This is a genomic window from Chryseobacterium sp. (genome assembly GCF_008831505.1).
In the GTDB taxonomy this organism is placed as follows: Bacteria; Bacteroidota; Bacteroidia; order Flavobacteriales; family Weeksellaceae; genus Marnyiella.
The window spans coordinates 370,657-395,221 of the sequence record NZ_CP044507.1 but is presented as its reverse complement, the minus strand read 5'-3'; the positions used below and the strand labels follow the sequence as shown (position 1 = coordinate 395,221).

General features: G+C 43.3%; 17 protein-coding genes. 4 read left to right on the top strand and 13 right to left on the bottom strand.

What is annotated here, in order from left to right:
• Window positions 1–94: 94 nt before the first annotated feature.
• Window positions 95–3,220 (top strand): UvrD-helicase domain-containing protein, encoded by a 3,126-nt coding sequence (locus tag F7R58_RS01900; RefSeq protein ID WP_158063286.1) that lies wholly within the window; start codon window positions 95–97, stop codon window positions 3,218–3,220.
• A 55-nt stretch (window positions 3,221–3,275) separates the two neighbouring features.
• Here the strand turns inward: F7R58_RS01900 and F7R58_RS01895 are convergent, their stop codons facing one another.
• The 9 genes from F7R58_RS01895 to folE form a co-directional block, all read right to left on the bottom strand.
• Window positions 3,276–5,204, bottom strand: coding sequence for a DUF3857 domain-containing protein (locus tag F7R58_RS01895; RefSeq protein WP_158063285.1), 1,929 nt, complete (start codon window positions 5,202–5,204; stop codon window positions 3,276–3,278).
• Window positions 5,201–7,090: a DUF3857 domain-containing protein gene (locus tag F7R58_RS01890; protein ID WP_158063284.1), complete on the bottom strand. Its 1,890-nt coding sequence runs from the start codon at window positions 7,088–7,090 to the stop codon at window positions 5,201–5,203. Before F7R58_RS01890 ends, F7R58_RS01895 begins: the two co-directional genes overlap by 4 nt.
• 15 nt (window positions 7,091–7,105) lie before the next feature.
• Window positions 7,106–7,615 carry a ferritin gene (locus F7R58_RS01885; RefSeq protein WP_158063283.1) on the bottom strand — a complete coding sequence of 170 codons (510 nt, stop codon included), beginning with the start codon at window positions 7,613–7,615 and terminating at the stop codon, window positions 7,106–7,108.
• 133 nt (window positions 7,616–7,748) lie between these two features.
• Window positions 7,749–8,225 carry a hypothetical protein gene (locus F7R58_RS01880; protein ID WP_158063282.1) on the bottom strand — a complete coding sequence of 159 codons (477 nt, stop codon included), beginning with the start codon at window positions 8,223–8,225 and terminating at the stop codon, window positions 7,749–7,751.
• A 117-nt stretch (window positions 8,226–8,342) separates the two neighbouring features.
• Window positions 8,343–9,332, bottom strand: coding sequence for a hypothetical protein (locus tag F7R58_RS01875; protein WP_158063281.1), 990 nt, complete (start codon window positions 9,330–9,332; stop codon window positions 8,343–8,345).
• Between the two features lie 199 nt (window positions 9,333–9,531).
• On the bottom strand, window positions 9,532–12,180 hold the full coding sequence (locus F7R58_RS01870) for a 4-alpha-glucanotransferase (RefSeq protein ID WP_158063280.1): 2,649 nt from the start codon (window positions 12,178–12,180) through the stop codon (window positions 9,532–9,534).
• Between the two features lie 172 nt (window positions 12,181–12,352).
• Complete coding sequence (locus F7R58_RS01865) at window positions 12,353–13,519, bottom strand: T9SS type A sorting domain-containing protein (RefSeq protein WP_158063279.1); 1,167 nt, start codon at window positions 13,517–13,519, stop codon at window positions 12,353–12,355.
• A gap of 193 nt (window positions 13,520–13,712) precedes the next feature.
• Entirely contained in the window at window positions 13,713–15,179 is a 1,467-nt protein-coding gene (cysS, locus tag F7R58_RS01860) for a cysteine--tRNA ligase (RefSeq protein ID WP_158063278.1), read from the bottom strand.
• A gap of 33 nt (window positions 15,180–15,212) precedes the next feature.
• Window positions 15,213–15,878, bottom strand: coding sequence for a GTP cyclohydrolase I FolE (gene folE, locus F7R58_RS01855; protein ID WP_158063277.1), 666 nt, complete (start codon window positions 15,876–15,878; stop codon window positions 15,213–15,215).
• A gap of 97 nt (window positions 15,879–15,975) precedes the next feature.
• On the opposite strand from folE, the gene F7R58_RS01850 reads away from it, so the two are divergent.
• The 3 genes from F7R58_RS01850 to F7R58_RS01840 all read left to right on the top strand — a co-directional run bounded on the left by F7R58_RS01850 (window position 15,976) and on the right by F7R58_RS01840 (window position 20,559).
• Window positions 15,976–17,130 (top strand): hypothetical protein, encoded by a 1,155-nt coding sequence (locus tag F7R58_RS01850; protein WP_158063276.1) that lies wholly within the window; start codon window positions 15,976–15,978, stop codon window positions 17,128–17,130.
• A 67-nt stretch (window positions 17,131–17,197) separates the two neighbouring features.
• Window positions 17,198–17,845 carry a hypothetical protein gene (locus tag F7R58_RS01845; protein WP_158063275.1) on the top strand — a complete coding sequence of 216 codons (648 nt, stop codon included), beginning with the start codon at window positions 17,198–17,200 and terminating at the stop codon, window positions 17,843–17,845.
• Window positions 17,846–17,928: 83 nt separating this feature from the next.
• Entirely contained in the window at window positions 17,929–20,559 is a 2,631-nt protein-coding gene (locus F7R58_RS01840; protein ID WP_158063274.1) for an MGH1-like glycoside hydrolase domain-containing protein, read from the top strand.
• 12 nt (window positions 20,560–20,571) lie between these two features.
• Here the strand turns inward: F7R58_RS01840 and F7R58_RS01835 are convergent, their stop codons facing one another.
• The 4 genes from F7R58_RS01835 to F7R58_RS01820 are packed head-to-tail and all read right to left on the bottom strand — an operon-like array spanning window position 20,572 to window position 24,557.
• Complete coding sequence (locus F7R58_RS01835) at window positions 20,572–20,991, bottom strand: OsmC family protein (protein ID WP_158063273.1); 420 nt, start codon at window positions 20,989–20,991, stop codon at window positions 20,572–20,574.
• Between the two features lie 14 nt (window positions 20,992–21,005).
• Window positions 21,006–22,328 carry a DUF58 domain-containing protein gene (locus F7R58_RS01830; RefSeq protein ID WP_158063272.1) on the bottom strand — a complete coding sequence of 441 codons (1,323 nt, stop codon included), beginning with the start codon at window positions 22,326–22,328 and terminating at the stop codon, window positions 21,006–21,008.
• A 43-nt stretch (window positions 22,329–22,371) separates the two neighbouring features.
• Window positions 22,372–23,379 carry an AAA family ATPase gene (locus tag F7R58_RS01825; protein ID WP_158063271.1) on the bottom strand — a complete coding sequence of 336 codons (1,008 nt, stop codon included), beginning with the start codon at window positions 23,377–23,379 and terminating at the stop codon, window positions 22,372–22,374.
• Between the two features lie 23 nt (window positions 23,380–23,402).
• Entirely contained in the window at window positions 23,403–24,557 is a 1,155-nt protein-coding gene (locus F7R58_RS01820) for a hypothetical protein (RefSeq protein ID WP_158063270.1), read from the bottom strand.
• Window positions 24,558–24,565: the final 8 nt, after the last annotated feature.

Here is a 24,565-nt window from a genome sequence, read left to right as displayed (position 1 = left end):
AAATTTTATCTTTAAGCTTTTGTTAAATCAGGTGGAAAAGCGTTAAAACCCACACCTAAATTTTCATTAAATTGCAGGAAATATTCCACACAAAATGCAGAATTCTTACAGCGTGATCAGTGCTTCCGCCGGTTCGGGAAAAACCTATACCCTCGTACAGCGCCTCCTGATGATATGCCTGGGACAGCCCAACCAGCACAGGAGCATCAGGAATATCCTGGCGCTGACCTTCACCAATAAAGCTGCCAACGAAATGAAGGAAAGAATCCTTACCTGGCTGGGCAATTTTGCAGCTGCAGACTATCAGGACTGCCGCGAACTTTCCGCCCTGCAGGAGGCTTTGGCAAAGGAAGGTAAACATATTACCCTGGACGAACTTCATGTACGCTCCCGCAAGATGCTGGACTATGTGCTTCATCATTATTCCACCCTTAATATCGGGACCATTGACAAATTTAATTCAAGGCTGGTACGCAGTTTTTCTTATGAACTCGGTCTTGCAAAGAATTTCAACCTGGAGATCCAGGCGGAACCTTTTCTTATTGAAGCGGTGGACCAACTCCTTAATCAGGTAGGTGAAGACAGGGAAATGTCTGAATCCCTAATTGACTACGTGAACTATGGACTGGACAATGAGAAAAGAATTAACCTGAACCAAACCCTCTATAAGTCAGCAAAAGAATTTGTAAATGACATCCATTACGAAAACCTTAAGCAGAACAGTAATTTCAATAATGAAAGTTACCGGGAGGCCACGGCGAAGCTCCGTAAGGAAATTGCAGACCTGAAAGCCGAAAATAAAAACCTTGCAAACACAGCGCTGCAGCTGATTAAAGAAAAAGGTCTTGAGAATGCTGATTTTGCCGGCGGCGGAAACCAAAGTATTCAGTATTTCTTTGACTACTATCTTGCCAACGAAGCTCCTAAACTACCCGTTTCGGTGGAAGCAGAAGAGAAAAAAATTAATAAATACCTGTCAGGTGCCTCAGTAAAAGGAAAGGCAAAAGAACACCTGATTATGGAAATCATTGACTTCCTAATTGAGAGCCGCCGGAAAATTATCAGAAACTATATCATCAGCCAAAAAAAAGGAAAAGTACTGGCAGCACTCCTGCCTCTGAAGGTGAACAGGGACATACAGACAGAGCTGGAAAAGATTGAAAGTGAGAACGATATAGTCCTCCTTTCCAAATTCAACATACTGATCAATGAAAATCTGAAAAATGAACCCTCACCTTTTATCTATGAAAAGATCGGAACACAGTTCCAGCATTATTTCTTTGATGAATTTCAGGACACTTCCGAACTTCAGTGGCAAAATTTCCTGCCTCTGCGGGATCACAGCGTGTCCGAAAACGGTACTTCCTTTACTGTTGTGGGCGATCCGAAACAAAGTATCTACAGATTCCGGGGTGGCGAAAGTAAACTGATGCTGGGCATCATCAACCACAGTGAAGTCTCACCTAAAATGGCTGATGTGCATATTCTGGAGCAGAACTGGCGCAGTGCAAAAAATATTGTGATCTTCAACAATGAACTGTACAGCTTTATTTCCTGCAGACTGGCCGAAGAGCATAAAGATATTTTCGGCGCTTCGGCACAACAGCAGTATCAGGACGGAATTGAAGGCCGCGTGAAGGTAAGCCTTATAGAGAACAGACGCAAAGAAGATTTTTATAACGATACAGCGCAGCGCATGCGCAATGATATCCAGGATCTAGCCGATAACGGTTTTGCTCTTTCGGATATCACCATACTATGCCGCGGGAACAGAGATATTTTCCACTTTTCCGAACGACTGGGAGCACTTACCATTAATTACCGCGGTCAAGAAATCAACATTAAAACGATTTCCGAAAGTGGACTCACACTGGAACTGTCCGATACACTGGCTGCCCTCATGGAGTATCTGAGTTGGGAAGAAAACCCGCGTAACCTGCAGAATCCGGTGCGTATGATGTATTACCTGAACCGCCTGGGCCGCATCGTGATGCATGATTTCACAAAGGAAATGACCGAAATACTACAGCTCAAAGAAAAGGAAAGCATTGCAGCCTTTCTGAAGGAGAAATACGGACTTCAACTTCATAAAACAGATTCCCCCAAGCTGAACATGTATAATTTTGTTGAGCATTACCTGCATGAATTTGCTGTACAGGACAAGGAGACAGATTACCTGCTGAACTTCCTGGAGGTTCTGTACGGATTTACCCAAAATTCCGGAGCCAGCCTGAAGGATTTCATCAAGTTTTGGAATGAAGAAGCGCGAAATATGAGTATCCAGGCTTCGGATAATGTGGATGCCATTCAGCTGATGACCATTCATAAAGCCAAAGGATTGGAATTCCCGGTGGTCTTTTATCCCATGGTGAACAGTCAGCGCGATTACAAGTTCAATGACTGGTTTGAAACAGACCATGAGTTTGGACTGCATTCCGTAAATACCGGCCATTTCAGCAGGGATTTGGAAATCTATGATGCTGATATCCGTCAGTTTAATGAAGTGAACAGTTACAAGAACCGGATTGACCGCACCTGCCTCCAGTATGTGGCCACCACCAGACCTGTGGAGCAGCTTTTTCTATACATACAGAAGGCAGGTAAAACCAACAGTTTAGAAATCCTGGATTTTGTACAGCAGATGAATCCGGAGCAGAAAGATGATTTTGACCTTTATCCCAGCCACGACTACAGCAAAAAAGGTAAGATTAAGACTAAGGAATACAGAACCGAATCCATACAGGGGCTTACACGGCGGACACCAGCTCCGTCCGCAATAAAAATCGCAACACCCTCCAAAAGCTACCAAAACAGGGATGAAAAGGTACGAAACGGGATCTTCACCCACGAAATACTGTCGAAGATCAATTCTGAAAAGGATGTGGATGGCGTATTGGAGAGATACGTTCTTGAGGGAATTCTTACCCTGCAGGAAAAGGCAGATATAGAGAAATCAATACTTCAAATTATTACAAAGTATCCGGCTTATTTTGGCGAAGATTTAAGGATCATCAATGAGCAGGACATTATGCTTACCGAGAACGGAGACTCAAAAGTGTACAGGCCGGACCGTCTTATTAATACGGAAGAAGGATTTATTATAATTGATTTTAAGACCGGAAGCGAAAGCAAAAAGCATCAGGATCAGATAAACACTTACAGTCAGGTACTGCAAAAACTTAATTTGAAGGTAGCACGCAGCGAAGTAATCTATCTTTAAAAAAAACCGGTGTACAGATAAACTGTGGACCGGTTAAATGTGGAATTTATTAAACCTATTTCCGTACAACTGTTACCACCTGAGCTTCCTGTTTGGTAATGTTATCAAATATCTGCGCAAATGCAGGATAATATTCTTTAGGGTATACAGAATCGTCGGTACTCACAGTAGTCTCTACAGTTAATTTGTTACCCGCCTGCGTAACCACATAAGAGTATTGGAGAGCGTTGTCATCTGTCCGGAATTTCTTTGATTTCGGCACATTCTGAAATTCATAGTTATCAGGGATTGTAATTGTGACCTTCTTTGTCCGGTCGTATGCTGAATAGAATTCCAGTGGGGCTTTCCGTGGCTCTTTCTGATCAAAATTATGATTTTGGGAATACAGGAAAAGCAGTGGGTTGAAAACAAGCTTACTGCCAATAGCATCTACAAAGTTATCTGATGTGAAGTCAAAGCTGGTTTCAAAATCATTATTGTCCTGAATACCATGCTTAAGATTGGAAATCGGAAATTTGTAACCGCTTTTATAAGAGTCGGCGAAAGCAGATGTATCGCTGCTATATCTGCTGTTCACCATCATGGCATAAAGCTTTGTATCGCGGTCTTTGAAATTCCCACCAAATGTTCCGTCTAAGTTCATCTTAGCATCTATTGAGAGAATGGTCTTGCTCCTGTCCGGATACAACAGGCTGATTTCCGTAGCTTCTTTAGGAGTCATGATAAATCCCGAATAATTTAATGCCTGCGGTGCAATCATGTTAATCTCACTTTGTTTTTGAGTTGCATCCAATAGGTGTATCCTGTCATTTACAGAAATTGAGGCGACTACGTAGTTAAGTTGGGAAATAGATGGTGAGTAAGCCAGCAGCATTCCCAAATCAACGGTGGACAGCACCACAGGATCAGCTTTTAACCCTGCAGTTTGAAGCAATTGGGTAAGTAGCAGATTAATTTCTGCTGAGTTACCCACCTTGGTAGACAACAGGTTTTTAATTCCATTATCTGTAAACACCGAGTTTTCATTATTCCAGGTGTAGTTCTTCTGTACAAATTTAAGTATTGCGGCTGCCCTCTCCATTGGGGGAGTTATGGATGAAATATCCTGTGGCAGAACACCTTTAACCAGATTAAGTTTTTTCAGTTCCTGCCCGAATGCCTGATGATCGTACAGGCGCTTTCTAATATCCAGCCATGAACCTGCAAAAGATTTCACGCTATTATCCGTCATGGCAGCATTGAGCTCAGCTTTTATTCCTGTTTTGTAATTTTGGTTGTTCAATACATATTTTTCATTGATATAGGGAGTTATATTTTCATAACCAAATCTATAGGTTTTGTAGGAATCGCCATACAGCCGCTTCTCTTCCACTGTCCGGTGCGTGGGCATTAGATTTCCCCTGTAATTAATATTGTAGGATAGTACGGTAGGATAGTCCAGAATAAACTCGCTGTAACGGACAGGAATTTCCTCCTCTATCATAATTTTCGGAGTTGAAACAAGGAATGGAGTCATTATTTGGTAGGAATACTCCACAACAGATCCATTCTTTACATTAGGAAATGCAAATTTGGTTACGTTATAATGCCGGTCTTCTTTAGATCTGTATTTTTCGTCTTTAGCCACCTTTGTGGCAACAATATTTCCATCTTCATAATTGTAAGTATGTGCCTTCAGGTCTGTAAGTGTTTCCACAGATCCCTTCTTATCATCATAAAGGACTATTTCATGATCCAGATAATCAACTGCTTTTTCTCTATTGTAAATCTTAACACGGCTCACTACCTTCTGAAACATATGTCCTTTGTTATCAATGTTGAAATGTGTAGAACGGTAGAGAACTTCAGCAGGTGCATCCGCATACTTTTCCGATTTTTGGCTTTTTAAGTCGGCCTCAGAGAGTTTGGGAATTTCCAGAAATCTATGTTGTGAATTTGCCAATCCTATGATCAGGATAGCTGAAAGGAATAAAATTTTCTTCATAATTTGATTAATAGTATTTTTGTACTGTCGCTGTTGGTCGTTTTCTTTCTGAACGCGATATAATCTGCAAACTTTTCTTTTGGATACTGGCCTTTATTTACCGTGATCACCCTGCTCACTATTAAATGTTCACCTTCAGGAGTGAAGGTCAGGGAGTAAGAACCGAATTCGGTGCTGAAGGATTTGGATTCCGGTATTTCTGAGAATTTATAACCGGCCGGCGCCTTGAATTTAATCTCGTAATCGTCCTGATACGGAAAAGAAGTCTCAAATGGCAATGTTCTTTCTTCGTTCGCAGAATAAACTACATCCTGATAGTAAGGCATAACCGGGAAAAACAGATCATCGCCCAGTTTTTTGGCAAATCCATTCGCATCAATATTTAAGTCATACATTACCTTGCCGGATTCGCGGTCATTTTTCAGGTTGTGAACCGCAAGTTTTACCGTGTTCAAAGTATAATGGCGGTTTTTCAGCGACTGCTCAATCTCATTGCTGCTCAGTCCGAAGAGTGTCAGGTTCGTGTCGTACTGACCTCCGGTAAACTCCAGAGAAGCTTTTGATGACATGTTTCCATTTGCCGACAACTGCACCTCAGACCGAAGGACTTCCCTGCTTTGCTCGGGGCGGTATTTCGGGGTTTCCACTATTTGGATCCCATCTTTGTTTACGGCTAGCACATTTCGGTGGTGCGAGGTGAAACTCAAATGATTGAAGGCATGTTTTTGCGAAGTATTCTCCAGCCAGATGTTACCGTTTTCGGTGGGCACCATAAGAATTGCGTGATTTCCTGAAAGTCGCGGGAAGTTCCTGTCAAAACTGATCTCGGAGCGGTCATCGTAAATCACTGAGAAGTAGGATGGGATACCTGCAGCCTCTAATAGAGTCCTCATATAGTTCGTAAGCGCTTTGCAGTCTCCATAGCCTTTCTTGCTTACCTCCGCAGCGGGCATTGGCTGCCAACCACCAATTCCCATTGCAATCAGTACATACCTTGTCTTGTTCTGCATATACTGGTAAATGGTTTTCACCTTATCCGAGGTCGTTCCTTTCAGATTAAGTGCCGCAACTTCTGCGCGTATCTCCGGGGTTATCTCAGACATCGGATTTATAAGTTCGGAGTAATACCATTTTCCAAAGGTATTCCAGTCGCTCATATCGCCCTGCCGCCCGGCAAGTGTAAACTTTTGCGGCGAAAACTCAACATAAGAAACCAGGTTATTTAAACTGGGCGCCAATTCCTCATTTCGGATCGAGGGAATATTTACATAGCTGTATTGCCAGCGGTTTCCAGACCGCGATTCCGTAACTTTAGCCTGAGGCCTGTCCGTAACTTTAGTCCGGATATCAATACCTGAAGTATTTATCAGTGTGAATGACGCATTCTGCACAGCGACATTAAAACTGGATACAGGTCGGAATGAACTAAGGTAGACCGTATTGGAGGTATTAGTGGTGTAGGTTGTGCGGACTGTAAATGGATATTTAGGAAACACTGGACGTAAAATCATAATACGGTCGTCCACATAAAGGGCAGCACTGGGATTATGACTGAAATCGGAAAAATCTTTCTTACTGAAAGCTCTGCTTAATTTGCCTGCGGCATCGTACAGCTCTACTTTGACATCACTGATTTTTGTCGTCGGATTGTAAGGAATGTAAACATTCGCGAACTCATCTCCAGCGCTGCTTAGGACGGTGACTGCATGCTCTCTTTCAATGACTAAATCGGATACCGATTTGAGTGTATAAACTTCACTACTCTCACGTATAACCGCATTCGAATTTTTTAAAAGGGATTCCGGAATTGCTGCAACGCTGTAATTTTGCGCAATGAAGAACACTGACCAAGCTACAAGGCAAAGGCCATAAAATTTTTTCATCATTATGTGTTTATGTAACTATTTCGCAGGCTCTGCGGTAAATACTCTTTGGCTCAGTTCCTGATCAAACAGATAGAGAGCTGAAGGATTTGTATGAACCATCTTGATCTTGGTTACAAGCTGAGAGGCGCTTGCTTCTTCCTCCACTTGTTCATTAATAAACCACTGAAGAAAGGAAACAGTTGCAAAATCACCCTCATCATTGGCATTTTTTACAATGTTAAAAATACTTCTGGTTACTGTTTTTTCATGCTCCAAAGCCTTTTCAAATACCTCTATATGGCTCGTAAATTCGTGCGGTGGCTTGGGGATTTCTCCTACTACAATCTCGGCACCTACATCGTTCAGGTAATCAAACATCTTATCTGCATGCATGAGTTCCTCTTTGCTTTGAACACGGAAATAGTTGGCAATACCATCCAAGTCCTGGGCAAAAAACCAGGCTGACATTGAAAGATAATACTGAGCGGCATATTGTTCTTTGGAAATCTGCTCATTCAAAAGCTGAGCTATTTTATCGCTGATCATTTTATTTTCTAAGTTTTAGTTCAAATCCAAAAGTACTGAATTATTTATGATCTGGAAAATGAGGCACAAAAAAGGGCAGAAGCTATAATTAACCTCTGCCCTCCTCACATTAAAAATCAAAAACTATGAACTACTATGGTTTCTTCTGGAGATCCATTTTTTTATGCATCCCGTGTCTTTTCATTTTCATACCTTCAGCCGAACTGCGCATTTTTGCCTGCCTCTGAGCCATCATCTTCTGCCGGTTTTCCTGCCACTTGGCAAACTGCTCAGGAGTAAGGATGGACTTCATTTCAGCTTCCTTTTGCTGCTGCTTTAACTTCATGGCCTGCAAACGGTCTTTCTGCATTTCACGGTTTTTCTCCAACTGAGCTTTTCGCTCTTCCATCTGACGTTGCTGCATAACACGGATCTTATTCATTTGCTGTTCAGTCAGATTCAGGCTCTTTTGCATTTCCGCTAGATGTTGCTGCTGCTTTACCGCACGGGCTCTTTCCATTTCAGCCTTTTTCTGCTCCATCATGGCTTTGCGCTCAGGCATCGAAGGGGTTTGCTGCGCCACTGCATAAGTTCCTACACTTAATAAGGCTGCAATAATAAACTTTTTCATATACGTTAGTTGTATTGTACTGTCTTTATGATTCCGAAAAATATTTCGGGTTAAATTAGACGTATTATAAATTTTTGTTAAGAACAAATTTATTATCGGTAATTAAGAGGCTTAAATTTACCTTCCACCCCTAGCGGAATTGCTTACACGCCTTCCAGTACCTGATCCTTCGGCTGACGCTGTACTTCTCTGGCCCGCCGGACTGTTGCGTACCGACGGTGCGGAACCGCCGCGCATACCACCGCTATTGGATACTGCAGGCTGACCTGCTGAAGGTGAAACTGTGCGCGAAGGCAGTCTCTGGCCTTGTACACTTTCACTTGCTGAGCTGCGGGGCGAAGCAACATTTCTGACACCGGAGGAAGTCCCGGTTCTTCGTGGCGTTGCCTGCTGCTCTACCCTTTGACTACCACTTCTCAGTGCCTGGTTGTTCCGGATGGAAGGAGATACAGTAGCGGTACCGTCCCGACGGCCTGTGGGTTGGCGCACACCGGCGGCATTATGAGGATTGCGGGTTTCATTCCAGCCAAACTTATTTCCATGTTTCTCGATAAAACGGTTTCGGTCTACACGGTAAATATTAATATTTACATTTCTGTATCGTGGTGTTACTCGGTACCTCGGCACATAATATTCCTGTCTGTAGTTCTGGAAATAGGCAATAGGATGGTATCCGTTATAATAATTGTTCTGAAACACAATGAAGATCTTAGGCCCCAAAATCTGCTGAAGCGAATAAAACCTGTCAAAATACCATCTGTCCGGATTGTACCTGTAGTAAGAACTCCAGCTCGAGTATGAGGCATACATGTCATTAAGCATCATGATTTGCTGCACCTGCCAGGAAGAAAGCCTGTGCCTGCGGAAGAAATCATTCCAGTTAATCATCACAATGCTGGTACGGTAGTCATTATAATAACTTTGGTAATAATTTTCCGCGTAATAATCTCTTGGATAATCGTAATAATACTCGTCCGGAAAGTAATAACTGTCATTATAATATCCGTCATAGTTGCCATATCCAACATTTCCATAGCTGCTGCTCTGGTATTGTGCGAAAGACAATGTTCCTATAGCCATTGCCAATCCTAAAAGTAATTTTTTCATCTTATTTAAATATCTGATTGTTCTGTTAAAAGTGATTAAAAAAACATGCCGTTTTTTATATAAAAATTCTAGCAAACCCTTTACAGCAGGGCGTTTGTAAACTTTCAACTGATAGTTGGATATGAAATAAAAAAAGAAGTTAAATCATTTGATAAAACTTCCTTCCCCAATTAGTCAAAGTACTGATAATCAGTCACAATTAATTGCGCCCGGAATCCCTGATCCACGCTGAAATTTTTTTGTTAAATTTTTCTGCTTCCTTTAATTTATTGATATCGAGATGCATTCTGTAGTTCCAAAAGTGGGGAAATACTGACGGATCATTAATTCTTTCAGAATCCGGATCAGGATTTCTGAGCTCTTCATCGGTGGCCAAAAACTCCTGAATGGGAAAAACCGAAAGCATCGCCTCATTGTACAGATGCTGTTTCATTATTACTTCCGCCAGCTGCGGCATCAGGTCCGATGGTGCGGTTCCACGCTGGACCAGCTGTTCCCTAAAATATTTTTCTGTCACTGCACGGTCTTCCTGCCACCATTGCCGCATAGTGGAACTGTCGTGGGTACTTGTAGTAACTACATTGAGATAACCGGCATATTTAGGGTTGTAAAAAGCTGTATCTTCAGCGGGCATTCGCTGCACTTTAAGAGCCGTAATTCCAAGACGGTCCATCACCCTTGGAACACAGTCCGGAACCAGTCCCAGGTCCTCACCGCAAATCAGCATTTCGGTAGAGTTCAGGATGAGTGGCAGTTTTTGCATTGCACTGTTATACCAGAGGCCTTCCTGGCGCCTGTAATAATAATCCAGATAGAGTTCGTAAACGGATGCCTTTTCACTTTCTGACAAAAACCTGTAGCTGGCGGTCTTATGCAGGTTAAATCTTGGATGATACACCGTTTCCCTGCCAATCATCTCCATTAGGAAAAGCAGGTCTGCACTTATATTCAATAACTTATCCTGCAGCGAATTATTTTCGGAACTTTCAAAATACTTCTTCAGTTTCCGCTGACTGCTGAACTCTGGCTTGAAGCGATAGGTGTCATCTTCCTTTTCATCAAAAAAATACAGTACCACCGCATCATATTCATCACCAAAAACCTCCTGCAGGATTTCACGGTTAATGAAGGGTTGACAGTAACGCGCTTCTGTGAAGGGAATCCCTCGTGTCTTAAATTCCATTATGGTAACCGGTACAGCAGGATGGAAATAGCCAAGTATACCCTGAACTGCAGACAATGGCATTCGCCAGATTCTGAAAAAGCCCAGGATGTGGTCTATACGCATCGCATCAAAATATTTCTCAAGCGCGGCGAAGCGGTTTTTCCACCAGCGGAAACCGTCCGCCTGCATCACTTCCCAGTTATAAGTCGGAAAACCCCAGTTCTGACCCAAATCTGAAAACTGGTCAGGCGGTGCACCTGCCTGATATTCCAGGCCGAACAACTGCGGCTCCGTCCACGCTTCAACAGAATAGCGGTAAATTCCGATGGGAAGATCACCCTTCAGTGAAATTCCGAGGCTATGCAGATAATCCACTGCTTCTATGAGTTGCCGGTGCAGTTCATACTGCACCCACTGATGAAGCAGAAAGACCTCATAATCTTTACTTTTTGAATTGAAACTCAGCCTAATTTTTCCCGCTACAAATTTCCGGTGTGTCTTCCACTTATTAAAATTGGGAGTATCATATTTATCGCGCAGAACACAGAATGCGGCATAGGGTATTAACCAGGCCTCATTCTCTTTAATGAATTTCCTGAAATTCCGGTCCCCGGTAATATGCTCTCTATTTTCGCGGAATAACTCTGTCAGATACCGCCACTTACCCCGAAGTACCTGCTCATAATCAATCTTTTCTAAACTGTTCAGGTGTCTGCGTTCATTTTCATACTGGACCTTAAATTCACCGGTCAACTTATATCCGAGTCTGTCTATAGAAAGATATTGCGGGTGCAGGGCATACACCGAAACAGCCGCATAAGGGTAACTGTCCGTCCAGGTGTGCGTAGCTGTGGTATCATTTATAGGCAGAACCTGGATCAGCGACAGGTTTGCAAGGTTCGCCCAATCGCCAAATTCCATTAAATCCGCAAATTCACCAACTCCATAGCCCCGTTCACTGCGCAAAGAAAAGACCGGAACTGCTACACCGGCAGCATGGTACATCTGATGGTTTTTAAACCTAAAATAGTGATCAGCATGTACGTATAACACATTCACCTCCTCATTTCGTTCAGCTACACGGTTATTTCCGGACTCCAGTTCTACTGCTCCCGAACCTGTTTCCTGAATTCCATATTTGTAATGAACATCACCGGCGCTTTTCAGGGCTAATGCCAGTTCCCAAACACCAGGTGCTGTCTGACACATTGGAAGTGCTTTATCATAATCCCAGTTTCCCAGCTCATCTGCTTCGCCACAAATCACGACATGGTGGTATGTACTGTAAAGCGGGGCTTCCAAACGGAAGTAATGTGTGTGTTTCCTTAGAATGGTGACTTTCTCAAATTTTACTGATCGAAGCCTGAGCGTCAGTATTTTATTGGAGAGGTAGTTCTCCGGGAAATTCTTCTTATTCCAAAAATCAAATATACGGTACTCTTTTATAGTATGTGGAAATGTAAGTCTATGAGTCACCAGTTCCTGATCAGTAACAACGCCGTCATTTGTAAGCTGATAGCGGTAAGAAAGAGAACGGTTGAAATAATCAAGCTCAACAGACCAGTAACCATGCCCACAATAATGCATCGCGTGAACCTGATCCGGGTGGCCTTCTTCAATGATCCGGATCTGCAGATTGGTGCCAAATGCCGTATTGTAATGTATCCTAAAGGTTAGCTTCATCTCCTGTGTGATTTACAGACAGCAAGTTAGCAAACTGAAATTTAAGCGATGACATTCATTTTCACCGTCAGCAAAAGGCGAATAAAGGGACGGGAATATACAGAGTACAAATAATTTAAGCTGAGGTTGCACCTGGTGAACCTCAGCTTAAACACCGGAAAATCAAAAAAACTTACTCAATAAGCACTTTTACACTACGCAGTTTCTCACCTTTTTCAGTGCTAATGCTGACGATATAAACACCCTTCTTCATATTGCCCACATTAATGAGGTGACTGCCTGAATTCTCTGACACCTTGATCCGCTGGCTAAGAACCCTGGTGCCTGCACTGTCGTATAAATCAACCAAAGCCATGGGAACGGAATTGTTGGAGATTCGGATATAAAGTTCACCGGCAGTAATTCTTGTTGGATATACTTCTATACCGGCAATTGCAGTTTCGGGTAAGTCGTTGCCACTCTGTCTGAGCAAATGCGCGCTCGCCAGATCATAAACAGGGTAAGTGGATTCCGATTTCACAGAAACTGCGCTAAGGTCATCAATATTAACCTTAAATAAGCCCTCAGATTTCGCACTGCCGACAATCACTCCACCATCGGCGCTCACAGCGGCCCCATTGAGTGAATAGCCTTCGGGCAAGCCTGTAATTTTCCCTACATATTCGGAGGTCAGCGACTTGACCGGGATTTTAAATACATTACCTGAGGCTGAAAATATATAAAGATTGCCCTGGGCATCGGCCACCATATCACCGCCAAAGCCAATTTGTACAGTGCGCAGTGACTCTTCCGGGCGCGTGGAGGAATCCTGTATTGACCCCAGGTCTTTAACATTATATTTACCCGCCTCTTTTCGGATATTAATTAGTTGTGTACCGGCATTATTCATGGCGTAAACACTGCCATCGGCACCGGTTGCCATCCGGGTAATATGGGAATTCAGATCACAGGCTGTCGCTTTAACAGCTGTATTTTCAACCAGGGTAATTTTACCGGATTTCTCATTCAGCACATAAACATTGGAAGAGTACATGGGTGAGAAGAAGACCTCACCGGTCACCCGGTCATAGGCCAGCGCTGCCATCGCAGGTGCCTGAGCATGATGAAGTGACTGCCGGCTTTCCCGGACTACCGAATTGGCATTTTGCGAAAACACGTTGATATCCGAATCTGAAGAAAGAAGCACTCTTTCCGGCGTCGCTGACTCCAGATTTAATGTCCGTAATTCTTTAAAATGAATCTGAGTTCCCGGCTTACCTGTTAATGCATAGATATCCTGCTGTGAGAAGGCTGTGGCCCCGCTGAACAGCACTGCGAGTGATAGTAAAGATTTTTTCATAGCAATATTATTTGGATTGAAGATAAATTCACATTAAAATTACTACTTTATATTACACAAACGCAAATTTTTGGTTCATTTAATGAACATTACGCAGCATTTAATAATACAGTTCACCTTCTTACCAATTTTTATATGAACAAAAAACACCGCCGGCGGCGGTGTTTGGTCAAACAGGATGATTGGTCAGAAATCAAACAAGAGAATAGGTCGTTCCCTCGCGGCCATCTTTAAGCTGAATTCCTTTTTGAAGAAGACGGTCGCGGATCTGGTCTGAAAGCTCAAAATTACGGGCCTTTTTCGCCTGAGTTCTAAGGTCAATGAGTACCTGCAGCGTATCATCCAGTTTTGTATTTCCACCTTCCTCCACTGTCTGAAGTCCCAGAACATCAAAAACAAATTCATGCAAAGCGATTCGTAATTCCTCCAGATGAGCAGCCGTCAAGGTTTCTTTACCTTCTTTAAGTTTAAATATAAAGTTCACTGCTTCAAACAGATGAGCGATAAGTATGGGCGAATTAAAATCGTCCGCCAGGGCTTCCTGGCATTTTTCTTTCCAAAGTGCAAGGTCAAACGTTGAAACCTCAGCGGTTGCATGAAAGTTATCAATGATGGATACCGCTTCCATAAGGCGGTTGTAGCCCTTCTCGCTGGCAATCATGGCTTCATTGGAGATATCCAGCACACTGCGGTAATGCGCCTGCATAAAATTGAAACGCACTATTGCCGGATGGAACGCTTTTTCGAAGAAATCATTATCCCCGTTTACCAATTGCATGGGCAGGATATAGTTACCGGTGGATTTACTCATTCTTTGTGCATTCATGGTAAGCATATTGGCGTGCAGCCAGTAGTTTACCGGAGAAACACCATTGCATGCTTTCCCCTGTGCAATTTCACATTCATGATGCGGAAACTTCAGGTCCATACCACCTCCGTGAATATCGAACTGATCGCCCAGATATTTGGTGGACATTGCAGTACACTCCAGGTGCCAACCGGGGAAGCCGGCACCCCAGGGTGAATTCCACCGCATAATATGAGCGGGTGAGGCTGCTTTCCAAAGTGCAAAATCCTGCGGGTTTTTCTTTTCATTCTGCCCATCCAGATCCCGTGTATTGGCGAACAGTTCCTCAATGTTGCGCCTGGACAGTTCACCGTAGTTTAAGCCCCGGCTGTTATATTCCTGCATATCAAAATACACTGAACCGTTGCTTACGTATGCAAAGCCCTTCGCCACCAAATCCTGTGTAAGTTCAATCTGTTCCAGAATATGTCCTGTGGCTGTTGGTTCTATGGTAGGTGGCAATAGATTGAAAGTATCCAGGACTTTATGAAAATCAACGGTATATTTCTGGACAATTTCCATAGGTTCCAGTTTTTCCAGTCGCGACTGTTTCACAAAGCGGTCATTGTTCACATCGCCATCATCAGTCAAGTGACCAGCATCGGTAATGTTTCGGACATAACGTACCTTAAACCCAAAATAAATAAGCGTACGGTAAATAAAATCGAAGGACATAAATGTACGGACGTTACCCAGATGAACATTGCTGTAAACGGTAGGTCCGCAAACGTACATACCCACATTGCCCTCATGGATAGCTTTGAAAACCTCCTTTGTTCCACTGATTGAATTATAGACTTTAAGTTCTCTCATTACATTTATGGTGTCTGTTTGCAGTATAATTAATTAGTCGAATTTCGCATGTGTTCCAACATAATGAAGGAATTCCTGCCGTGTAATGGGGTTGGTACGGAAAATCCCACTCAGTTCGGCGGTTATTGTAGAACTTGCTGTGTCCTTTATACCGCGGCAGTTTACGCAAAGATGCTTTGCATCAATGATACAGGCTACATCCTTTGTACCCAGTCCTTCCTTGAGGGCCGACACAATCTGCATCGTCAGACGCTCCTGCACCTGCGGACGCTTGGCATAATAGTCCACTATCCTGTTTATTTTTGAAAGGCCAATTACTTCGCCGTTAGAGATATACGCCACGTGCGCTTTACCGATGATGGGCAAGAAATGGTGCTCACAAAAAGAATACACGGTAATATCTTTCTCCACCAGCATCTGGCGGTATTTATACTTATTAGAGAACGTGGAAATTGCTGGTCTGTTTTCCGGCAAAAGACCGCCAAATATTTCGTTGACATACATTTTTGCCACCCGGCGCGGGGAATCTTTCAGCGAATCATCAGTCATATCCATTCCCAAAGTTTCCATAATCTGGTGAAAATGGTGTTTGATAATCTCTATCTTTTCTTCCGGAGATTTTTCAAAAGCATTATCCCGCAGAGGTGTGTGCTCGCGTCCCGAGAAAATATCATCATCATTATCACTAAAATCGTTCATAGTGCAGTTATATGGGGCAAAATTAAGGATTTAAATTTTCTTACTATTTTAAAATCAGTTCAAAAAATATTACATTCGCTTTATCTAAAAAGATTTTATGCTGAAAGCTGTACCCGTAATGGGCGCAAAGGAGAGAAAGGAGTTTCTGGATTTCCCCGCACATCTTTACAAAAATGATTCGCAGTACATCCGGCCTTTGGATAAGGATGTGGAAGAAGTTTTTGATCCTGCTAAAAATAAACTGTTCGGCAGCGGCGAATGTGCCCGCTTCCTGTTCCAGGACAGCAGCAATACAACGGTTGGGCGTGTAGCTGTTTTTGTGAATCCGAAATACAAAAACGAACAGCCTACAGGCGGCATAGGTTTCTTCGACTGCACCGACAGTCAGGAAACTGCTGATTTTATCTTTGACCACTGTAAACAGTGGTTACTGCAGCGCGGAATGAAAGCCATGGACGGCTCCATTAATTTTGGCGAGAGAGACAAGTTCTGGGGCGTGCTTACTGAGGGATTTACCGAGCCTCTGTATGGTATGAACTATAATGCACCTTACTACAGCAGACTTTTTGAAAATTATGGATTTAAGGTGTATTATAATCAACTTTGCTACACAAGACCTGTACATGCCGAAGTCTCCCGGGTATTCCGGGTAATGCACAGTAAGCACGCCCGAAATCCGGCAATCTCCGCCGAACCCCTAAAAAAAAATAAACTCCAAAAATTTGCGGCAGATTTCACTGAGGTATATAACAGGGCCTGGGCCAGCCATGGCGACGGGAAAGTGTTGGAGTATAAAAAAACCCTCAAGATGTTTATGAGCATGAGGCCGGTCATCAATGAGTACATTTCCTGGTTCGTGTATGAAAATGAAAAACCCATCGCTGTCTGGATGAATATTCCGGATATGAATCAATGGTTTAAATACCTCAACGGAAAATTCGGTCTTCTGCAGAAACTGAAATTTCTGTGGATCAAACAGTTCAGGAAAAATAAAAAAATGGTAGGCATCGTTTTTGGAGTAGTGCCGGAATGGCAGAGGACCGGCATAGACGGCTATATGATCTGGGAAGGCACACAGCACCTGCGGAAACATACCGACTTTGAAACAACGGAACTTCAGTGGATTGGCGACTTTAACCCTAAAATGATTAAAATAGCGGAAGCCTTGGATACGGTGGTTACCAGAAAGTTAGCAACCTACAGATACCTGTTTGATGCGGGCGCAGAATTTAAAAGGCATCCTGAGCTGTAACTTTATAAAAGTCTTGTAATTAGATGCTTAATATTTTGTATTTTGGTAAAAATTAAAAATAGAAACTATGAAAAAACTGATAACGATAATTTGTTTGCTACCAACGATTTTTGCTGTGGCTCAAACTGATTTAAATTTTAGCGGTAATAAGGTGTTGGAGGATATGTGGTTCAAAACCGTATTTAACCAGAATATTGCCGATGTAGAAGGCACACCGTACTACGAAAAAAACTTTCAGCCTGCTAAGCTTACGGGAACCAACGAGACACTTTCAGCCCGTTATAATGTATATCATGACAATTTAGAGTTCATCAAGGATGAAAAAATAATGGTTGTTCCAAAAGAGGAGGTATATAGAAGTTTCCATTTCATGCTAACGGATGAAAAAATTGACCTGATAAACGACAGCTACTATTTTCACATTTTTCAGGGAAAAAATTATCAGGCTTACAGGAAACCGAAAATTAAATTTCAGAAGTATAAGAAGGCTACGAGTGGATATGTGGACGATACTCCTGCAAAATTCCTGAAATTACCCGACACCTATTACACTTTGATTTCTGACAAGTTGGTGGAACTTCCAAGTAATCCTAAAGCATTTGCCTCCTTATTTCCGGCCCGAAAGGATGAAATTCAGAAATTCATTAAGACCAACAACATCAAACTTACTACCGACGCTGACATAAAAAGGGTGATGAGATTTATTGATAATTAATCTGACGGCAAACTAATTTTGGAGCTGCCCTCTGTATCTCGCTAAGGGCCGCTTCATAAAGTTTCCTATCTGATTTTCTGAGTATGAATGCTGAAACGGAGAGACTGAAAAACCCGGAATGGAAAAAATGGGGACCTTACCTAAGTAACAGACAATGGGGTACGGTTCGCGAAGATTACAGTGAAGACGGCAATGCCTGGGGTTACACCAATTACAATGACGCAGTAAGCCGTGCTTACCGGTGGAGCGAAGACGGTATTGCAGGAATTTGCGATTATAAACAGAGGCTCTGTTTTGCTTTTTCTTTCTGGAATACCCGGGATTCATTAATCAAAGAGCGCTTTTTTGGCCTAAGTAACCCTCAGGGCAACCATGGTGAGGATGTAAAGGAAGTGTATTTCCATCTGGATAATGCGCCCACGCATTCTTATATGAAAATGCTCTATAAGTATCCGGTCAATGCCTTCCCCTATGAACAGCTCATTTCTGAAAACTCGCGCAGAAGTAAGAAAGAACCGGAATTTGAACTGATTGAAACCGGAATCTTTCAGCACGATGCTTATTTCGACCTGTTTATAGAATATGCAAAATCTGCTCATAATGACATTCTGATCCGACTCACTGCCGTAAACAGAAGCCGGCAAAAACAGCCGCTTATCATCCTCCCAACAGTATGGTACCGCAATAACTGGTCCTGGGGTTACGGTACATATAAGCCCGCAATTAAGGCCGGCGCCGAGGGAATTTTAGAAATTGAGCACGACCGTTTAAGTATTAAAAAGCTGTACGCACGTGATACTTCCGCAGTTACCCTCTTTTGCGACAATGAAACCAATTTCAATAAAATTTCCGGAACAGCTGCGGAGGCAAAGTACTACAAGGACGGTATCAATGACTTTCTGGTTCACAACAGAGCAGATGCAGTAAATCCTGACAGGACAGGGACCAAAGCCTGCTTTTTAGTGAAGGCGGAGTTGGAAGCCGGTGAAAGCCGAACCTTCGATTTCAGGCTCAGTCCGGAAGAGCTCGATAATCCGTTTTATGATTTTGATGAAATGATTCTTCAGCGTAAGATGGAAGCCGATGCATTTTACGATATCCTTCAATGCGAAATTCCGGATGAGGATGAAAAAAATATACAGCGGCAGGCCTTTGCAGGTCTGTTATGGAATAAACAGTTCTACCATTATAATGTTTCCAAATGGCTGAAAGGCGATCCCAAGCTTGATGCAAACCGCGATTTTAAGAACCACGTCAGGAACCGCGAATGGGAACACATGCAGAATAAAGACATTATTTCCATGCCGGACAAATGGGAGTATCCCTGGTTTGCGACCTGGGACCTGGCATTTCACTGTGTTCCGTTTGCGCTAATAGACCCCCAATTCGCCAAAGACCAGCTCCGGCTGCTTACAAAGGAATGGTATATACATCCCAACGGTCAGTTGCCGGCCTATGAATGGGATTTCAGTGATGTCAATCCACCCGTTCACGCGTGGTCCACATTCCGAGTCTATAAAATTGACGAAAAGATTAATGGCCGGCCGGATGTACCTTTTCTGGAAAGTGTTTTTCAGAAATTACTGCTCAATTTTACGTGGTGGGTAAACCGCAAGGACAAAAACGGCAACAATGTATTTGGTGGCGGTTTCCTGGGCCTCGACAATATAGGTGCGTTCGACAGGAATATGGTTTTTAAGAACGGCGATCATCTGGAGCAGGCCGATGGCACGAGTTGGATGGCTATGTTTGCCCTGAATATGATGCGCATTTCCATGGAACTCGCACTTCATAATCCGGTTTACGAGGATATGGCCATTAAATTTTTTGAGCATTATCTCTACATCGCAGAAGCCATGGAGAATATTGGAGATGCCAAAGGAGGTCTGTGGAACGAAGAGGACGGATTTTTTTATGATGTACTACAGCTTAATGACGGAGATTCCATTTCGCTGCAGCTGCGAAGTATCGTTGGACTCATTCCAATGTTTGCCGTTGAAATTGTGGAGCATGAAACCCTGGAGAAACTGCCCAATTTTACCGAAAGGATGGACTGGATCCTTAAAAACAAACCTCAGCTAGCCAACCTGGTCTCACATTGGGAAGTGGAGGGTCAGGGGCGGAAACACCTCATGAGTATCCTGCGCAAGACCAGGCTTACAAGAATTCTTAACAGGATGGTGGATGAAGGGGAATTTCTTTCGGATTACGGAATCCGCTCCATGTCTAAAGTTTATGAAGATCAGCCCTTCCGGTTTACAGTAGACGGGCAGGATTTTACGGTACGTTATACACCGGCAGAAAGCGACAGCCGAATGTTTGGCGGCAACAGTAACTGGCGGGGACCCATCTGGTTTCCTATAAATTTCCTGATTGTGGAGAGCCTGCAGAGATTCTATTATTATTACGGCGAAAGCCTGCAAATTGAATATCCTTCCAAAAGCGGTGAAATGCGTAACCTGGATTTTGTAACAACGGACCTGAGCCGCAGACTCTGCTCCATCTTCAAACGCGACGGGAATGGCGAGCGGCCTTTTAACGGCGGCGAAAAACTGCTGAACCATAATGAACACTTCCGGGATTATCTGCTCTTCCATGAATATTTCAACGGAGATACCGGAAAGGGAATCGGCGCCTCACACCAAACAGGCTGGACAGCTACCGTGGCCAAACTGCTTCAGCCGGGCCGTACGCCCAAGGGAAAATTTTCCTGATCAATAATTGCCCTACGCCATATGTCCATTTACCGTAACCTCAAATGAAACAGTTACGTTAGGCTCCAGGGTTTTAGTGACCGAACAGTACTTTTGAAAGGAAAGTTCGGCGGCCTTTAAGGCTTTTGCGGGATCTACAGCACCTTCAATATTAAAAGTCAATTTTATATGGCTGAAAGGTTTGGCTTCATCAACCTGTATACGCTCGCCTTCTACCTCAGCGTTGAAACTGGTTATTTCCTGCCGCTGCTTTTTCAGGATGCTTATGATATCTATTCCGCTGCATGAAGCTGCAGCCATAAGCAGGCTTTCCATTGGCGACACCCCTTTCGCATTCGGCTGCGATGTATTATCCATCAGTATCTTATTGCCTGCTTCATTTGTGCATTCAAATAAATAATCGTCGTTGATTCGGTTTAAACTTACTTTCATTAATTTATGTTTTGTTAAAGGAGACCTCTCGCTTTTACTTCAAGGTATTTATTGATGACTTCAATATTCAGATTTTCAGGCAGTGTGTATATAGAGTGAATACCATATTTCCTGAGCTCCTGAATGATAAGCTTCTTCTCGAATTCAAGTTTTTCTGCAATAATCTGGTCGTAGACCTCTTTCATATTCTCCGGATTAGCCTGAATGAGGTCGTGGAGTTCAGAATTCCGGAAAAACACCACCACAAGCAGATGGTTTTTGGCAATCCCGCGAAGGTACTTCATTTGTCGGGTAACCGCATCCAAGGTTTCAAAATTAGTGAAAAGAAGGATCAGGCTTCTCTGTCCCACGGTAAACCTGACGTCCTGATAAAGCCTGCTGAAATCACTTTCAAAGAAATCGGTCTGGATCCGGTACAGCGCTTCAGAGATTTTCCGAAGTTGCCCGGACCTGTTATCAGCTGCCACTTTGTTTTCGGTTTGTTTGCTGAAAGTCATAAGCCCCGCGCGGTCGCTCTTTTTCAGAATAATATGACTCAGCGCCATTACGGCATTAACGGAATAATCCAGTAAACTGAGACCGCGGAAGGGCATCTGCATTGTCCTCCCCTTGTCTATAATAAGAAAGATACGCTGGGACTTTTCATCCTGAAACTGGTTAACCATAAGCTGATTCCTCTTCGCTGTAGCTTTCCAGTTAATGGTACGGATGTCATCGCCTGAAACATAATCTTTAATTTGCTCAAATTCCATGGTATGACCCAGTTTCCGGATCTTTTTAAGGCCACCCATCATGAATTCGTTCTGAAGGGCCATCAGCTCATATTTCCGCAAATGTATGAAAGAAGGATAACAGGGCAGAGATTCGCCCTCCTGGAATATGAACCGGCGGGAAATAAATAATAATTGGGATCTTACAAATACATTTAACTTACCGAAATGATAGGTACCTCTTGCTTTGGGCACCAGCGGATATTGAAAGACCACATCTTCACCGGACTTCATTTGCCTGCTGAGCAGGAAATCCCTCTTCTGGAACTGATAAGGAATCTCGTCTATGATCCGGACGCTAATTGGAATGGGATAATTATTTTTAACACTCACAAGGATTTCATTCTGATCTCCATTAGAAAGTTTTTCGGGAAGAGTTCGGCGTGCCAGGAGCGCACTCTTTTTACCAAAGAGCAGGAAAATATCGACAGCCAGTAGGATTAAACATAAAATCAGCAGGATATGGGCAAACCATAAAAGCACCGAAAAGAAGAATGCCAACACATATAATGACCCCACAGCAAGGAGCGCCATGTAAAAACGGGAATTGATATAAAGATTCTTCATTGTTCCGGAGGGGATTTAAAATATTGATGCCTGTTTACTGAAATTATCTTGGGATTTCAATACTCTCCAGAATCTGCCTTACAATCTCATCTGAAGTGAGGCCTTCCATCTCGCGCTCCGGAGTAACCATCACGCGGTGACGCAGCACAGCGTAGCTGGCTTCTTTAATATCTTCCGGAGTTATGAAATCGCGCCCTCGGATAGCGGCAAAGGATTTTGAGGCCGCGAGCAATGCCAATCCAGCCCTGGGCGAGGCACCAAGGTATAGAAACGGATTCTCCCGGGTATTTACAATGATGCCGGCAATATATTCCAGCAGGTGCGTTTCCACAACAATATTACGTACAAGTCCCTGAAATTCTTTTAATTCGGATGCACTCACTACCGGTTGCACGGCATCTGTTTTATCGGCCAGCCTGTTGGAATGTTCATTTGTAATGATGGAAATTTCCTGCTGCAAATCCGGATAGCCCACATTTACTTTGAAAAGGAAACGGTCCAGCTGCGCTTCAGGCAGGCGGTAAGTACCTTCATGCTCGATCGGATTCTGAGTGGCGATTACCAGAAAAGGCTGTTCCATCTCATAACGCGTCCCGTCCATTGTAATCTGTCTCTCTTCCATTACCTCAAAGAGTGCCGACTGAGTTTTGGCCGGAGATCTGTTAATCTCGTCAATAAGGATGAAGTTTGAGAATACCGGACCCGCTCTGAATTCAAATTCCGTAGTCTTCGCATTGAACACAGATGCGCCTAAAATATCAGACGGCATAAGATCCGGCGTAAACTGGATACGGCTGAAACCTACGTCAATTGTTTTTGCCAGCAGCTTCGCGGTGATGGTCTTAGCTACTCCCGGTACTCCCTCTATAAGTACATGCCCGTTAGCCAGGAGTGCCGCAATCAGGTGTTCAATCATGCTTTCCTGGCCAATAATTACCTTCCCGATCTCACTCTTCACCAGGCTCACGCTTCTTTGTAAATGCTGAAGGTCTATGCGTGGCCGGAAGTCTCCGGAGGCATCCGGACGGAAGTTCATATCTGTATCGTGCATTTTATATCAATTTATGTTTAAAATTATTTTAGAATTTTATCAAGTAATGTATTCATAATCATCAAATCTTCCTTTGTGACCTGGGCGTAAGGATCCTGGGCTTTGCCAATCAGCACCAGCGCTTTCTCCACATCGTTGATGTCGGTGCCTGTTTTCAGTGAAAGTTTCGCAGCGAAATTCTCATCCGGAATCCGGGTGTCCAACAGCAGTTCCGTTCGCACCCTGTGCAGGAAATACTGCGCTTTTTTAGCCATCATATCATGAAAATCGCCTTCCTGAAGATACAGATTCCCAATACTTCGTACAAACTCAACAGATTTGTTGGGAAGAGGCTGGATTATGGGAATGATTCGCTGCCGGCGCTTCACATTGAACACTACGAACATAAGCAGTGAAGCAAGGAAGAGCCACCACGCATACCTGAGTGGCGGTTGCGAAAGGATGAAACGCAGTGGCGAAGATGAAGATTCGAAAGTGGCATCTGTAAACCAGATGGTTCGCCTGTCCGGGAGATAAGAAAAAACATTCTGAACATAAACTTCGGATCCGGGTTTGAGCAGATAATAATTGGTGAGAATTAAAGGTTCGGAATGAAGATAAAAGTTACCCCGGCCCCATTTCACTTTAATGAAGTTCGATGAAGGCATCATTTCATCAGATCCAACAAATCCCAACACTTCGCTATCTTCATTTGGGTTGTCAAACACCATATTCGATGGCCGTTTGTCCAAAATAAGTGAATCGCTTTTAAACTTCCTGTCGGTAAGTTTAAGTTTATCCAGCTGCTCTACATATTCACGGGTCCTGAATTTTAGCGTATCTGCCAGAATCTTCGGAAATACTGTGCTTACAATCATGGCATCGGAACCCTTAGACACCTGCTCCAGGATTTTCTTTGCTGATTCCTGGTCAATTTCTTTCTCAATTATGATAATATTATGTGCATCCCGGGTGCTGTCTGTATAAAACTGATAGGGCGACCGCGAGGTTCGGACCAACCTGTTACTGAAAACAGCATCAACTTCCTTATTGAAAACAAACAGTCCAAAAGGCGATTTCATATTTACATCAAAATGCCTCCGCCAGTCTGTAACCTGCCTTTTGTTCAGTTGCAGCAATGCCAACAGCACCAGGGTGATGATGAAGATAATTCCGTAAAGTCTAAAAGTTTTATTCATAACCTGTT

Excerpts from the sequence above, each read along its gene's own strand:
- F7R58_RS01830 (WP_158063272.1), bottom strand. The coding sequence starts at position 22,328 with ATGAAGAATCTTTATATCAATTCCCGTTTTTACATGGCGCTCCTTGCT.
- F7R58_RS01895 (WP_158063285.1), bottom strand. The coding sequence starts at position 5,204 with ATGAAGAAAATTTTATTCCTTTCAGCTATCCTGATCATAGGATTGGCA.
- F7R58_RS01885 (WP_158063283.1), bottom strand. The coding sequence starts at position 7,615 with ATGATCAGCGATAAAATAGCTCAGCTTTTGAATGAGCAGATTTCCAAA.
- F7R58_RS01850 (WP_158063276.1), top strand. The coding sequence starts at position 15,976 with ATGCTGAAAGCTGTACCCGTAATGGGCGCAAAGGAGAGAAAGGAGTTT.
- F7R58_RS01845 (WP_158063275.1), top strand. The coding sequence starts at position 17,198 with ATGAAAAAACTGATAACGATAATTTGTTTGCTACCAACGATTTTTGCT.
- F7R58_RS01865 (WP_158063279.1), bottom strand. The coding sequence starts at position 13,519 with ATGAAAAAATCTTTACTATCACTCGCAGTGCTGTTCAGCGGGGCCACA.
- F7R58_RS01825 (WP_158063271.1), bottom strand. The coding sequence starts at position 23,379 with ATGCACGATACAGATATGAACTTCCGTCCGGATGCCTCCGGAGACTTC.
- F7R58_RS01835 (WP_158063273.1), bottom strand. The coding sequence starts at position 20,991 with ATGAAAGTAAGTTTAAACCGAATCAACGACGATTATTTATTTGAATGC.
- folE (WP_158063277.1), bottom strand. The coding sequence starts at position 15,878 with ATGAACGATTTTAGTGATAATGATGATGATATTTTCTCGGGACGCGAG.
- F7R58_RS01870 (WP_158063280.1), bottom strand. The coding sequence starts at position 12,180 with ATGAAGCTAACCTTTAGGATACATTACAATACGGCATTTGGCACCAAT.
- F7R58_RS01890 (WP_158063284.1), bottom strand. The coding sequence starts at position 7,090 with ATGATGAAAAAATTTTATGGCCTTTGCCTTGTAGCTTGGTCAGTGTTC.
- F7R58_RS01820 (WP_158063270.1), bottom strand. The coding sequence starts at position 24,557 with ATGAATAAAACTTTTAGACTTTACGGAATTATCTTCATCATCACCCTG.
- F7R58_RS01900 (WP_158063286.1), top strand. The coding sequence starts at position 95 with ATGCAGAATTCTTACAGCGTGATCAGTGCTTCCGCCGGTTCGGGAAAA.
- F7R58_RS01840 (WP_158063274.1), top strand. The coding sequence starts at position 17,929 with ATGAATGCTGAAACGGAGAGACTGAAAAACCCGGAATGGAAAAAATGG.
- F7R58_RS01880 (WP_158063282.1), bottom strand. The coding sequence starts at position 8,225 with ATGAAAAAGTTTATTATTGCAGCCTTATTAAGTGTAGGAACTTATGCA.
- cysS (WP_158063278.1), bottom strand. The coding sequence starts at position 15,179 with ATGAGAGAACTTAAAGTCTATAATTCAATCAGTGGAACAAAGGAGGTT.
- F7R58_RS01875 (WP_158063281.1), bottom strand. The coding sequence starts at position 9,332 with ATGAAAAAATTACTTTTAGGATTGGCAATGGCTATAGGAACATTGTCT.